We start from the raw sequence: 12,807 nt of genomic DNA, 5'->3' as shown, positions 1-12,807 counted from the left end.
CTGTGGCTAAGTGTTCTGTGGCTAAGTGTTCTGTTGCACGCAAACCACTAATGCTTCCAGCACCGGATACATATCATCAACGATGGCGACATCAGCGTGAGCAAAAATAGCCGCCTGAGGATCGTTGTTTATTGCCACAATAAATTGGCTGTGGCATATACCTGCAGAAAACGCCGCTGCTCCAGACACGCCTGCCGCAATGCAAATATCAGGCGCAACAATCGCGCCAGAGATGCCCACCAAGCTCGACATATCGCTCCACGCATTCATCACAACAGGGCGACTTGCGCCAAGTTTTGCCCCCAGCTGTTGCGCGATATCTTGCATTTTCTGGAAGCCTGCACCACTGCCCACGCCGTACCCCACCGCCAAGACACTGCGTGCCTCATTGAGCGGGAAAATATTCTCATTACGTTCAACCTCCGCCGAAAGTAGCCATTCACACTGAGGCGCTGGCTCCAGAATGTCTATTTGTGTAACCCGAGCAGCGGATGCAACGTCGATCGTCCCTCCGCCACTCTGCGCTACAGATATACAGTACGGCGGTATAGGCAGCGAAAACTGAGCCAGCAGATGTTGTTCATAAACGGCTTTATAGGCCGTGCAGCTTGATGAAGAGAGCAAAACGGATCGCGCAGAAGCTATTGCACTTCCATGTAGCCGCATCCCTAGTCGAGCAGCCAGCTCGTTTCCCCACTGCCCACTACTGCACAGTATGGCGTCAGGCTGATACTCGGCGTAGGCTGCTTCGAGCCTAGATAAGCAGGCTTCAACCTGTATCGGCTCAGGCACCGAAAACCCTATAATTTCAGAGGGTGATAAACCGAGCAACGGAAGCTCACTCGGCTTATTTTGATGATAAAACAGCCAAAAAGTGAAAGTAGCATTCTCGATTTGGCTATCTTGTAAAAACCGCCACATCTCACTGGCATGGCGCAAAAATGCAGGCGAATTGGTATCAAAAATTAACGCAATTTTCATACATTTATTCTCTCTCGTAGATACAAATCATAGAGTTTGAGCGCTTTCTCTTGCGGCGTTTTTCCTTCAAGCCACTGCGTTTTTCTCTGTTTGCCAATAGAGGTTAGGCTTTCTAAAATCGGTGAACTAACCTGTTCTACCGGGCAAAACTCAGGTGCTACTGCTGCGATATTTGCTCTGCTGGCCGCCAACTTTTGCTTTAGCGTAGGTATTCGAAGCGCTGCTGCCTGAGTTGAGTTACCCACGGCCAAAACGGCTGGCAATGTTATCGTGAAGTGCTGAACTTCCGTCTCCATCGTTCGACTAACTCGAATCGAATTAGCCGTTGGCAATAATGTGAAATCACTTACCTGATTCAAATGTGGCCATCCCAGTATTTCAGCCAGCATCGCCGCCGTTTGCCCATCGTCAGCATCACCAAACTGCATCCCAAGCACGACCAAAGAATAGTGTTCGTGCTGCAGATAGTTCGCCAATATTGTCGCATTAGCCAATGGATTAAAGGAGAGCTCGCCGGCGGGAGCCATCAGCCGTGATGCCCGCTCAAAACCAAGTGCCAACAGCAACTTAAGGTGATATTCAACCATGCTGTCATTAAAGGCTAAGGCTTCTAGCTTCAGGCTTTTATCTGCCGCCTGAGCTCTTAATAAAAGTTCAGCGGCGGTTTCATCAAAACAGCTCAGCGTTGAACGCACGTGGTCGATATTTAGCTGTCGCTGCTCATTAGGGATCCAGTCATGCTCGGATAACATGCTGAGATCGGGAAGAGGCTTAAACGTAAGTAATGCTTTCACGAAGATTGCTCCTTACAGAGGTTCAGAAGGCGTCAGTACCGTATGGGGATCTTTTTTCCTTACCTGAGATGCGCCAACCAAGGTCGCCCCCTTGGTTTCTGGCGCCCATAGCAGGGAAACCCACGCGCCCAGTAGAAGCACTAAAGCCAGAATTAACGTGGTTGTGCGTATCCCCAGCTCTAACACCGACAGCGGCAGCAATCCCGTCCCCATTGCCGACCCCAACCGACTCATCGAAGTAACAAACCCCACCCCGAGCGAGCGAATGTCTGTGGGAAAACTTTCTGCCGGAAATACCCCAACCAAATTGCTCACCGCCGAGATAGTCAATGTGAACATGCCAAACAGCCCTAACATCACGCTAACTTGCTGATATGGCGTGAATGCAAGGACCACGAGGCAAAAAACCAGCACGATAAATGAGCCAATTAAAAACCGTCGCCGTGAGCAATATTGGGTTAAGACCAAACCCAATAATGCGCCGACGATCAGCAGCCCATGCAGCAGCATATCTGTCGCAAAACCAGCATCGATGTTTAGCAGGATCAGCATGGAGGGCAGATAGGTGTAAATAGCAAAATACGGGATAACCAAACAGACAAAAAACAGGCTATTAAATGCCGTTCTACGCCAATAACGTGCTGAAAATAAAGTGCGAATGTGGTGGGAGGTTTCAACCGGTATTTCATCATTAAGGATCACATTTCGCCCCAGATATAAACGAACTACCTGATGCGCTTCCTCAATTCGCCCCTTCCGCATCAGCCAACGCGGCGATTCTGGCGTTCCCCATCGCAGTAACATAATGCATAACGCCGGTATCGAGGCCGACCCGAGCAGCCAACGCCATGTATCCGGCCCTGAATCTGTAAACCAATGCCCCATCAGGCTGGCGAGCACGTAGCCAATCGTCCAAATCACGCTGAAAGCACCGAGCAGTACGCCTCGGTACTTGCGGGGGGCAAATTCAGCCAGCATGGTGTGACCAACCGCATAGTCTCCACCGAGCCCAATGCCAACCAAAACCCGTAGCCAAAAGAGCTGTTCGGGAGAGGTGACAAAAAACTGTAAAAAAGAGGCCAGCGTGATAAGCACAAAACTCAGGGTGAAAATCTTTTGTCGGCCAATATGGTCGGATAGCCAGCCTAATGTCAGGCTGCCAATAAATAGGCCGAATAATGCAGAACTGCCAATCAGCCCTTCCCAAGCGGGAGAAAGCCCCATTTGTGGCTTAATCTGCACTAGCGCGAAACCAATCACGCCAAGCACATAACCATCCGTTAGATGCGCGCCAAACGTTAAACCCGCAATACGAAAATGAAAACGGCTTAACGGAATATCATCCATCCGTACCTGCTGAGGGCGTTGTTGTAACATTCTGATCCTCATGCGCAGTCACTTGTCTCAATGCGCATACTCAGATCAATAGACCTGAGTATGCTTCATCGTGCTTTTAAACAGAAACCCTACCGCTAAAAAATAGTTTCTATTTTTCAATCGGATAAATGGTTCCCATATTCATGATGCCGTTGGGGTCATACACGTCTTTTAACGCTTTGAGGATATAATAAGCCGAACCATGCTCGTCTTTTGTCCAGTGCACGCGGTGTTTACCAATGCCGTGGTGATGCACCATTGAGCCGCCCTGCTTAATCGTTTCTTCCACTATGATTTTATTCAGCGGGTTATGGTACTTGTTGATTTCTTCCTCTGGCTTGCAGTCCACAACGTTATAGTCATAGACGAAATACATATTGGTACCGTTGATATAGCTATGCGACGAATGACCTCCCAGCATGGTGATATCGTCGGCGTGTGGAAATTCATTGCGAATACGGTGAATAACATTTTCATATATTTTATTAATGCTTCCCCAGTCTCCCGATACTTCCGTAGTGAAGCCCATATTGTTAGTTTTCATTATCTGAACACGCTCAGCGGCCACTTTATCTGGCCCCCAGTTCAGATGGTTAAACCATGTTTCGATCAGTTTGCTATCAACACGGCGACATTCAGGATAGTGAGCAACGATTTCTTCAATGCCAGAGCCAATCGCCTGTGCCATTTTTTGGCTTCCTTCCGCCATGAAAATCAGCACACATTTTCCATCGGCAAAATGGGTAAAGTGCTGAGTGCCATCTTCCGCATCATAAAGGCGAGCAATCGAAGGACGATATCCTTCCACCATGACATCACGCAAAACCTTAAACCCGGTCTGCATATTATCGAGGATATAGCCATAGAACAGATTATTCTCTGGCTGATATTTAAAGATTTTAACTGTAACTTCAGTGATATAGCACAACGCGCCTTCGTTACCGATAATCACGTGGCGAATATCAGGCCCAGCGGCTCTGCGCGGTACGTTTTTAATTCGGGTGATAGTGCCATTCGGGAAAACAGCTTCTAACCCCACGACCATATCTTCAATGGCGCCATACAGCGTTGAAAATTGGCCAATGCTGCGCGTTGCCACCAATCCCCCCATCTGCGCAAGAGGCTTAGACTGTGGCGAATGACCAGTGGTATAACCTTTGCTACGCAGTTGGTTTTCTAGCACTTCTAATGGGACACCACACTGTGCCGTTGCCTGCATGTTTTCAATATCAATCTTGATAACTTTATTTAATCCCGAGCCATCTAACACCACCGAGTTTTCAACCACGGTTTCCAGACCACCTTCGGTCGCTGATGCGCCAGTACGCGGCACACAATTAACTTTGTGTTTATTTAAAAATGCTAGAACATCTGAAACCTGCTGGGTATTTTCTAACATCACGACTGCAGCTGGCAGCGGTAACGTAAATACGCCATGAATATCGGCATATTTTCTGAAGCGATCGATACTATTTTTCTGTAATACAGCTTTGTCGGTAATCACGCGAGCTGGGCCAACAATTTCTTTCAAATTTTCAACAATTTCTTCTCGTGTTAACGGCATAGTCAATCCTTATCATTTTTGATAATTAAAATTTAGCTTTCAGCAAATAAACCCGTGCTAAAACAACATAAAATAAAAAAGGAACCACCCTTTATGATTGAAGATTTATTTTATATTTACCTATCTCACTAAATAACCCCCATCGACAACCAACAAGTGACCGTTAACATAATTTGACGCTCTACTCGCTAAATAAACCATTGCCCCCATTAAATCCTGAGTCTCACCCCAACGATTGGCGGGAATATGGTCTAATACACGTTGATTAGTTTCTGGGTTTTTACGTGTCTCTGTCGTAATTTCGGTTGCATAGTATCCAGGTGCAATACCATTAACCTGAATATTATATTGCCCCAACTCATCACAGTAGGCCTTGGTAAATCCAGCCAGCGCGTGTTTTGTTGCAGAATAAGCCGGTGACCATTGCCCACCCAAATAAGAGAATAACGAGCATATATTAATTATTTTCCCACTTTTCTGTGGGATCATAAATTTTGCTGCTTCATAGCTAAGTTCAAATGCCGCAGTAAGATTGATATCAATCATCGGGTCCCAATCTTTACGGCCAAAATCGAGCACTTTATTAAGCTTACAGATGCCGGCATTGTTAACTAAAATATCCACAGAGCCAAACCGCTCTACGCACTGAGCAATAACCTTGGCCGGCGCACCTTTTTCGGTGATATCAATCTGTAAAAACTCAACCTGTACACCTTGCTGTTCAATAAGTTCGCGGGTTTCACCCTTATCCATAATGAAGCTGGGAATAAATAGATTTGCGCCTGCTTTGGCTAAAGCCACCGCAAAAGCCTGCCCTAGCCCGCTATTCCCACCGGTGACGATCGCGTTTTTTCCTTTTAACGAGAAAAAGTCGAGATTAAATTCATTTAATGCGCTTAATGACATGATATATCCTTTGTTCATAATAAAAGAGCAAAAAAAAAGAGAAAAGCAAACTCCCCGCTTAGCAGGAAGTTACTTTTCTCTTTATCTCGAGTAACTGATAAGATTAGTATCATGATTACCTTGGCAACTTCCGTGACCACAATCACATAAATATAACTAAGACAGATTAAAAATCCCCTTATAAAAAACATGACTTTATTTTTCTGCATAAAACTATTAACTATCTTATTTAAAGGACTTTATATTTAGCTATTGTTTATTAACCAAAATTAGAATTGTGACAATTCTCACGAAATTAATTCAACCAGCATGCTATTAATCTCAGTCGTTACTGGAGACTAAGAGAAAAGTAACTTCCCTTGCGGGGAGTTTACTTTTCTCTTTTTTTTTTGCCATGTGCTTACTGAGAAACTATTATGGATAAAGATAATTTCCGTCGTTGGGTAACACTTGCAATAATAAGCATTAGTGGTGGCGTGAGTTTTGACCTTGCCTACCTACGCTATATTTATCAAATCCCCATGGCAAAGTTCATGGGTTTTTCAAATACCGAAATTGGGCTCATTATGAGTACTTTTGGTATTACGGCTATTATTCTTTATGCCCCAAGCGGCGTTATTGCCGATAAGTTTTCACATAAGAAAATGATGTCATTTTCTATGATTGCCACCGGACTCCTTGGTCTGCTGATGATGATTTATCCGCCTTTTTGGGTCATGATCTTCATTCAGGTTGCATTTGCTATTACCACGATCCTTTTGCTCTGGTCTGTTTCAATTAAAGCCGCTTCGTTGTTGGGCTCACATGATGAACAGGGAAAAATCATGGGCTGGATGGAAGGCTTACGCGGCGTTGGCGTTATGGCCCTCGCCGTATTCACCATGTGGGTGTTCTCACTATTCTCTCCCAACGATCCCAATAGCTTAAAAGCTGTTATTTTGATTTATAGCGGTGTCTACATTCTGCTAGGTATTCTTTGCTGGTTTTTTGTTAAAGACGGCTTCAGCCAACGCGGCGAAACAACCTCTCCAGCATTCCACCTCAGCGATATCCTCTCTGTACTCAAAATTAGTACCACTTGGTATTGCAGCATGATTATTTTTGGCGTGTATACCATCTACGCCATTCTCAGCTACTCGACTAATTATCTCACCGAAATGTATGCCATGGATCTCGTTGCGGCCAGCTACATGGGGATCGTGATCAACAAGATCTTCCGTGCCATGTGTGGGCCTTTGGGCGGTTTAATCACGACCTATAGTCGTTTCAAATCCCCCACCCGCGTCATACAGTTTTTAGCCGTCATCAGCGTTATCACATTAGTTGCGCTGCTCATTACTAACCAAAATCCACGCTCTGTTGCGATCGGGATAGGTTTAATCCTGTTGCTTGCCTTTGTGTGTTACGCCTCTCGTGGACTCTATTTTGCCTGCATTGGCGAGGCACGAACCCCCGCCTACATAATGGGAACCACCGTTGGTATTTGCTCGGTGATTGGCTTTCTCCCTGATGTCTTTGTCTATCCCATTATCGGTCATTGGCAAGACACGTTGCCTGCGGCGCAGGCCTATCGAAATATGTGGCTAATGGGGCTTGCCGCAACCGGCCTGGTTATCGTGTTTACCTACCTGCTGGCTCAAAACATGCGACGAGCAACGCATCGTAACTGAGATACGGTTCAGTCATCCGCCGAATCACAAACCAATCATTAATCCTAAGTTCTAGAGCGAGGCCTTACAGATGAAAAATCAATATCTTATGGGTGTGGATGTGGGTACCCAAAGTGCAAAAGTGGTTATTTTTGACGTGGATGGGCAAGTTATTTGTGAAGGGAAACAAGCATTACGGAAAATGGATATTCCCGCGCCGCTCTTGGCCGAACATCCTGATGACGATCTGTGGGATGCCCTACAAATTGCCTTCCGCGCTGCAATGCAAAAATTCCATCAGCAAGGGCGCCGTGCAGACGATATTCTGGCTATGGGCGTGTGTATCATTCGCTGTTGCCGTGTGCTGCTCAAAGCCAATGGAGAACTGGCTTACCCCGTGATTAACTGGATGGATAAGCGTTTAAATAAACCTTATGAATATATAGACGCCTACCAAGGCGTTCGCTATGTCACGACAACTTCCGGTTATATTACCCATCGGCTGACGGGGGAGTTTAAAGATACCTGCGCAAATTACATTGGCTGGTGGCCAATGGACAACGATACGTTGGATTGGAGCACCGATCCCACTACCTGGCAGAGCTGTAATCTCACTCGCGAGCAGGTGTTTGATGTTGTGCGTCCGGGAGAAATTCTGGGCCAAATTACCGATAGCGTGGCAAAAAAACTTGGCATTCCCGCCGGTATTCCGGTTATTGCTACCGCTCATGATAAAGCCGTTGAAGCCTTGGGCGCAGGCTCTCTCGACGAGGGCGTTGCTCTGATTTCGTTGGGCACTTACATTGGCGCGATGGTTCACGGGCACGAAAATGTCAAAGAGGCTAAAAATTTCTGGCCATTCCAAGCGTCAATTCCAAATCATTATCTCTATGAATGCATGGGTGTTCGCCGCGGAATGTGGACTATCAGCTGGTTTCGCGATCAGTTTGGCGCAGCGGCTTTAGCAGAAGCATGTGACCAAGGTGAAAGTATTGAGGAATTGCTCAATCGTGAAGCTGAAAAAATACCGGCGGGATGTGAAGGGTTACTCACCATTCATGACTGGGCTCCCCCATCAGAGGCTGAATTCCGAAAAGGGGCAATGATTGGCTTTGATGGCCGCCACACCCGTGGCCACATGTATCGCTCCGTGCTGGAAGGCATCGCATTCACCATGAAAAATCATATGGATAAGATGGCGACCGAGCTAAAGACCCCGTTCAAAAGCCTAATCATCTCTGGCGGCGGTGCTAACAGCGATGTCTTCATGCAGATATTCGCCGATATATTTGGTATTCCCACTAGCCGAAACATCATGAAAGGATCGGCCGCCATTGGGTGCGCCATTAACGCAGGCATGGCCGTGGGCGCTTTTGATAACTATGAACAAGCGACACAGAAAATGGTGCGAATGGGCGATACATTTATGCCTAACCCAAAAAACCATAACCTGTATAACGCGTTAAATCAGCAGGTTTACCGTCAGGCGAACCAATATCTTGATCCCCTATTCCAGCGTCTAAGCCCTTTAGTTGATGCGTAAAAAATAATGCGAACGACTATACAGTTTGCGATTTGCAAACCCGGGTAAATACAGCCATAGGGATGAAATCGCTCGCAAATTCTGCATCAGACAGCTAAAAACCTCAGCAGTCCCTATCGATTTTATTGATACTGCCCACGGCAACGCCCGTGGGCATTTTTATATTGGTTTATGCAAAACAATTTTAAGCCAAAGCGTATCGCGCAAATCGTTCGATTCGTGTTATTTTTTGCATACATTCTCACCACCGAAGCGAAGCCATGAAAACCTATACCGCCAACCAAGCAAAAACCCAGTTTGGAGAGTTATTAATGAGCGTTCAGGCAGAACCGATTCAAATCAGCAAAAACGGCAAAACCGTAGCCGTAGTCATGTCTTATGAAAACTATCTGGCCGTGGAAGAGATTAAAGCAGCCCATCTGCAGCACTGTTTTGAACAGGCACAAAGCGATATCGTTAACGGGCAAACCATTGATGGCGAAGTTTTTATGCAGGATCTTCTTGCAGGTAAACACGATAAGAAATGATGGCTTATTATTTATCGCTGGCGGCAAAGCAGCATCTGCTCACGATCCGAGCCTTCAGCGTTGAACATTGGGGTATCGAGCAGGCGGATAATTATCTCTCCGGGCTCAGGAAGCAGCTACAGCTTCTGGCTAGAACGCCACGGATGGGCATCCGTTGTAACAACATGGCCGGAGAGTCATTCTATTTCCCCTACAAGAGCCATGTGATTTATTACATCATCAGCGATGAACGTTTAGTGATTGCCGCCGTCTTGCATCAACGGCAGGCTCCACAAGAACATCTCATTCGGCTTTAGAGAACATGCCGCTCGCTTAAACGAACGGCATGCAGATTTGTGCTATTGCTGTGTGGCCTGTAATTTTTCAATTTCAGGACTGCCTAACAATTTCGGATCGGGAATAATGTCCTTATTCTCGCGCACTTTGGCAACGTCTTTCGCCGTAATTTCTGGGGCTTTGTTCCCCCAGCTAGTGCGAATAAAGTTAACTACATCAGCTACCTGCTGATCGTTCAAGCGCCAGCCAAATGCAGGCATGGTGATCGAGGATGGAGCCCCTTTCACGCCCGGTAGCGTATTCCCGGTTAATACTACATGGATAAGCGAAGTAGCATCATCGGTCATCACCACCGGATTACCACGCAGTTCAGGGAAGAAACGCGTGTAACCACTACCGTCAGTTCGGTGACAAGCCGCACAGTTATCAACGTATACCGCTGCGCCTTTCTTGCTGTCATCGCCCTTCCACAGCGCATTAGCGACGGTTTTATCTTCTTTAAAGGCCTGCTGATCTTTATCTTTTGCCGGCAGTGACTTCAGATACCGCGCAATTGCCGTGGCATCCTCTGGCGTTAAGTACTGCAAACTATGCTCAACCACATCGGTCATGCCACCAAACACGGCAGTACGATCGTTTCGCCCCGTTCGCAGGAACTCAGTCAGATCTTTTTCACTCCAACTACCTAAACCGTCTTTGTTATCACCGCGCAGATTTGAAGCAATCCAGCCATCAATTGGCGCGCTGCCGGAAAGGTAAACATCACCTTGCGCATTATTCAGCGCTTTTTCCTGCATGGTAATACTGCGCGGTGTATGGCAAGCACCGCAGTGCCCTAAACCTTCCACCAGATAGCGGCCACGTGCCAGCACCGGGTCTTCACCCTGTGTGGGTTTGAAATCCTGCACGTCCGGCGCAAACATCCCGCGCCAGATAGACAACGGCCAACGCATCGACAACGGCCAAGGAATATCACTGTCTTTATTTGCCTGATCGACCGGTTTTACGCCCTGCATGAAATAGGCATAAAGCGCGCGCATATCCGGTTCGGTTACAACGGCATAGGAAGGATATGGCATCGCGGGATATAGCGTACTGCCGTTCTTAGCCACGCCGTGTCGCACCGCTTGATCAAAATCCTCAAAAGAGTATTCGCCAATGCCGTGCTTCTTATCAGGCGTGATATTGGTACTGTAAATAGTGCCGATTGGCGTTGCCATCGGTAATCCACCCGCGAATGGGGTTCCACCTTTACTGGTATGACAGGCCACGCAGTCTCCGGCACGGGCCAGATATTCGCCGCGCTTGATCAAATCTACGCCGCTCGTTTCCTGAGCCAGTGCGCTCATGCTAAACGCGCCAAATACCAGCACTGAGAGTATTTTTTTCATGTTCTGGTTTCCTTAAGCCTGCACCAACGGTCCTGGATTTTTCAAATACTGTTCGCGAATTGCACGAGCAGACCAGTAAGTCAGAGCCGCCAAGGTTCCAGTCGGATTGTAGCCCAAGCCCTGCGGGAATGCTGATGCTCCCGGTACAAACACGTTTGGCACATCCCAGCTTTGTAGATAGCGATTGATGGCGCTGGTTTTCGGATCGTCGCCCATAATCGCCCCGCCGTTCATATGCGTGGTTTGGTAGACGGTGGTATCGAAATGCGTCCCTTCACTTTTAGGCGAACCGCTAATCACCGTTGGGTTCATCGCCTCGGCGATTTTATGCATACGCCCATGCATAAACTGCGACATTTTGATGTCATTTTCCTGCCAGTCGAACGTCATGCGCAGCAATGGCTGACCATAAACATCTTTATAATTAGGGTCTAAGTCCAGATAGTTGGCACGATAAGACTGGTGCGCACCGTGCGCATCCATAGAGACATGATGCGGATAAACATCAGCCACTTCGGCCTTCCACTTGCTTCCCCACGCTGGAGTTCCTGGGCGCGTTGGTAAACCAGAAATTGGTTTAGTCCCCGCTTGGTTCACCCAGAACGGCGATCCACCGACGAAGCCATATTTGGCGTGATCAAAGTTATCAGCGTTAAAGTCATCCACGCCCACACCAGCACCACCGGCACCAATGAAGGTATTAGTGAAGATATCTTTATTGAAGAAGGCCTTAATCGTCGAAATGTTCTGGTAAGCAAAGTTACGCCCGACCACCCCTTCATTCGTTATCGGGTTGTAAGGCTGGCCAATGCCAGACAACAGCATCAGATGCACGTTATGGAATTGGAATGCGGCCAAAATAACTAAATCAGCAGGTTGCTCAACCTGACGCCCCTGCGCATCCACATAGGTCACACCGGTGGCGCGCTTTTTATCATCGGTCAGATTAACGCGCAGTACATGTGAGTTGGTACGCAGCTCGAATTTAGGCTCTTGGCGTAAAGCTGGCCACACGTTAACGTTTGGCGAGGCTTTAGAATACATATAGCAGGCGTAACCACTGCAGAATCCGCAGAAGTTACATGGCCCCATCTGAGCACCATAGGTATTAGTGTACGGGCCTGAGGTGTTTGCCGAAGGTAAATCATAAGGATGATAGCCCACAGACTCCGCTGCTTGAGCAAACATCTGTGCAGAGAAGGTGCGTTTCTGAGCCGGTAACGGGAAATTGTCAGAACGATCTGGCGCAAACGGATTTCCCCCTTTGCCCTGACCAATCACTTTCCCCTTCACGCTCCACGGAGTCCCTGAAGTACCAAAGACTTTCTCAGCCTTATCAAAATACGGCTCAAGCTCTTCATAGGTCACGCCGAAATCCTGAATCGTCATCCCTTCAGGAATAAAATTTTTGCCATAGCGTTCTTCATAATGGCTGCGCATGCGCAACTCCATCGGGTCGATACGGAAATGCACCCCAGACCAGTGCAAGCCTGCGCCACCGGTACCGGTTCCCGGTAAAAATGCCGCTAGCTGACGATAAGGCAGCGCGGTTTGAGAGACGTTATGGCGGATAGTCACGGTGCTTTTGGATAAGTCCTGAAACAGCTTACGTCGGGTGTTATAGGTTAATTCATCAATCACCTGCGGATAGGCACCATCAGGATAGGTATCGCGATGCGGACCACGCTCTAGCACCACCACATTTAAACCGGCTTCGGTGAGTTCTTTCGCCATAATGGAACCCGCCCAACCGAATCCCACCACAACCGCATCAACTTTCTTCATTGTATTCGCCATGA

The 12,807-nt window shown here is 47.5% G+C and carries 11 protein-coding genes; 4 read left to right on the top strand and 7 right to left on the bottom strand.

Annotated features, from left to right (window positions below; genetic code table 11):
* Positions 1-21: 21 nt before the first annotated feature.
* The 5 genes from BN1044_RS14430 to BN1044_RS14410 form a co-directional block, all read right to left on the bottom strand.
* Positions 22-981 (bottom strand): electron transfer flavoprotein subunit alpha/FixB family protein, encoded by a 960-nt coding sequence (locus tag BN1044_RS14430; RefSeq protein WP_072309292.1) that lies wholly within the window; start codon positions 979-981, stop codon positions 22-24.
* Entirely contained in the window at positions 978-1,775 is a 798-nt protein-coding gene (locus BN1044_RS14425) for an electron transfer flavoprotein subunit beta/FixA family protein (protein WP_072309291.1), read from the bottom strand. The genes BN1044_RS14430 and BN1044_RS14425 overlap by 4 nt, the downstream gene beginning before the upstream one ends.
* 12 nt (positions 1,776-1,787) lie before the next feature.
* On the bottom strand, positions 1,788-3,152 hold the full coding sequence (locus BN1044_RS14420; protein ID WP_072309290.1) for an MFS transporter: 1,365 nt from the start codon (positions 3,150-3,152) through the stop codon (positions 1,788-1,790).
* A 109-nt stretch (positions 3,153-3,261) separates the two neighbouring features.
* Positions 3,262-4,716: an FAD-binding oxidoreductase gene (locus tag BN1044_RS14415; protein WP_072309289.1), complete on the bottom strand. Its 1,455-nt coding sequence runs from the start codon at positions 4,714-4,716 to the stop codon at positions 3,262-3,264.
* Between the two features lie 120 nt (positions 4,717-4,836).
* On the bottom strand, positions 4,837-5,622 hold the full coding sequence (locus BN1044_RS14410) for an SDR family oxidoreductase (protein WP_072309288.1): 786 nt from the start codon (positions 5,620-5,622) through the stop codon (positions 4,837-4,839).
* 416 nt (positions 5,623-6,038) lie between these two features.
* Here BN1044_RS14410 and BN1044_RS14400 point away from each other — a divergent pair, with 416 nt between their 5' ends.
* The 4 genes from BN1044_RS14400 (at position 6,039) to BN1044_RS14385 (ending at position 9,637) form a co-directional block, all read left to right on the top strand.
* Complete coding sequence (locus tag BN1044_RS14400) at positions 6,039-7,292, top strand: MFS transporter (RefSeq protein ID WP_072309286.1); 1,254 nt, start codon at positions 6,039-6,041, stop codon at positions 7,290-7,292.
* A gap of 70 nt (positions 7,293-7,362) precedes the next feature.
* Positions 7,363-8,814 (top strand): FGGY-family carbohydrate kinase, encoded by a 1,452-nt coding sequence (locus BN1044_RS14395; RefSeq protein ID WP_072309285.1) that lies wholly within the window; start codon positions 7,363-7,365, stop codon positions 8,812-8,814.
* Between the two features lie 260 nt (positions 8,815-9,074).
* Positions 9,075-9,341 (top strand): type II toxin-antitoxin system Phd/YefM family antitoxin, encoded by a 267-nt coding sequence (locus tag BN1044_RS14390; RefSeq protein WP_072309284.1) that lies wholly within the window; start codon positions 9,075-9,077, stop codon positions 9,339-9,341.
* Entirely contained in the window at positions 9,338-9,637 is a 300-nt protein-coding gene (locus BN1044_RS14385) for a type II toxin-antitoxin system RelE/ParE family toxin (protein WP_072309283.1), read from the top strand. Before BN1044_RS14390 ends, BN1044_RS14385 begins: the two co-directional genes overlap by 4 nt.
* A 42-nt stretch (positions 9,638-9,679) precedes the next feature.
* Here the strand turns inward: BN1044_RS14385 and BN1044_RS14380 are convergent, their stop codons facing one another.
* The gene (locus BN1044_RS14380) at positions 9,680-11,008 is read right to left on the bottom strand and encodes a c-type cytochrome (RefSeq protein ID WP_072309282.1); all 1,329 of its coding nucleotides are present in this window, start codon (positions 11,006-11,008) and stop codon (positions 9,680-9,682) included.
* Between the two features lie 12 nt (positions 11,009-11,020).
* Positions 11,021-12,805, bottom strand: coding sequence for a GMC family oxidoreductase (locus BN1044_RS14375; RefSeq protein WP_025800878.1), 1,785 nt, complete (start codon positions 12,803-12,805; stop codon positions 11,021-11,023).
* Positions 12,806-12,807: the final 2 nt, after the last annotated feature.

Source organism: Hafnia alvei (genome assembly GCF_900095695.1).
In the GTDB taxonomy this organism is placed as follows: domain Bacteria; phylum Pseudomonadota; class Gammaproteobacteria; order Enterobacterales; family Enterobacteriaceae; genus Hafnia; species Hafnia alvei_B.
Note: the sequence above shows the minus strand (reverse complement) of the source record. Positions and strands in the feature narration are given on the sequence as shown.

Excerpts from the sequence above, each read along its gene's own strand:
- BN1044_RS14390 (WP_072309284.1), top strand. The coding sequence starts at position 9,075 with ATGAAAACCTATACCGCCAACCAAGCAAAAACCCAGTTTGGAGAGTTA.
- BN1044_RS14380 (WP_072309282.1), bottom strand. The coding sequence starts at position 11,008 with ATGAAAAAAATACTCTCAGTGCTGGTATTTGGCGCGTTTAGCATGAGC.
- BN1044_RS14420 (WP_072309290.1), bottom strand. The coding sequence starts at position 3,152 with ATGTTACAACAACGCCCTCAGCAGGTACGGATGGATGATATTCCGTTA.
- BN1044_RS14385 (WP_072309283.1), top strand. The coding sequence starts at position 9,338 with ATGATGGCTTATTATTTATCGCTGGCGGCAAAGCAGCATCTGCTCACG.
- BN1044_RS14410 (WP_072309288.1), bottom strand. The coding sequence starts at position 5,622 with ATGTCATTAAGCGCATTAAATGAATTTAATCTCGACTTTTTCTCGTTA.
- BN1044_RS14415 (WP_072309289.1), bottom strand. The coding sequence starts at position 4,716 with ATGCCGTTAACACGAGAAGAAATTGTTGAAAATTTGAAAGAAATTGTT.
- BN1044_RS14375 (WP_025800878.1), bottom strand. The coding sequence starts at position 12,805 with ATGGCGAATACAATGAAGAAAGTTGATGCGGTTGTGGTGGGATTCGGT.
- BN1044_RS14430 (WP_072309292.1), bottom strand. The coding sequence starts at position 981 with ATGAAAATTGCGTTAATTTTTGATACCAATTCGCCTGCATTTTTGCGC.
- BN1044_RS14400 (WP_072309286.1), top strand. The coding sequence starts at position 6,039 with ATGGATAAAGATAATTTCCGTCGTTGGGTAACACTTGCAATAATAAGC.
- BN1044_RS14395 (WP_072309285.1), top strand. The coding sequence starts at position 7,363 with ATGAAAAATCAATATCTTATGGGTGTGGATGTGGGTACCCAAAGTGCA.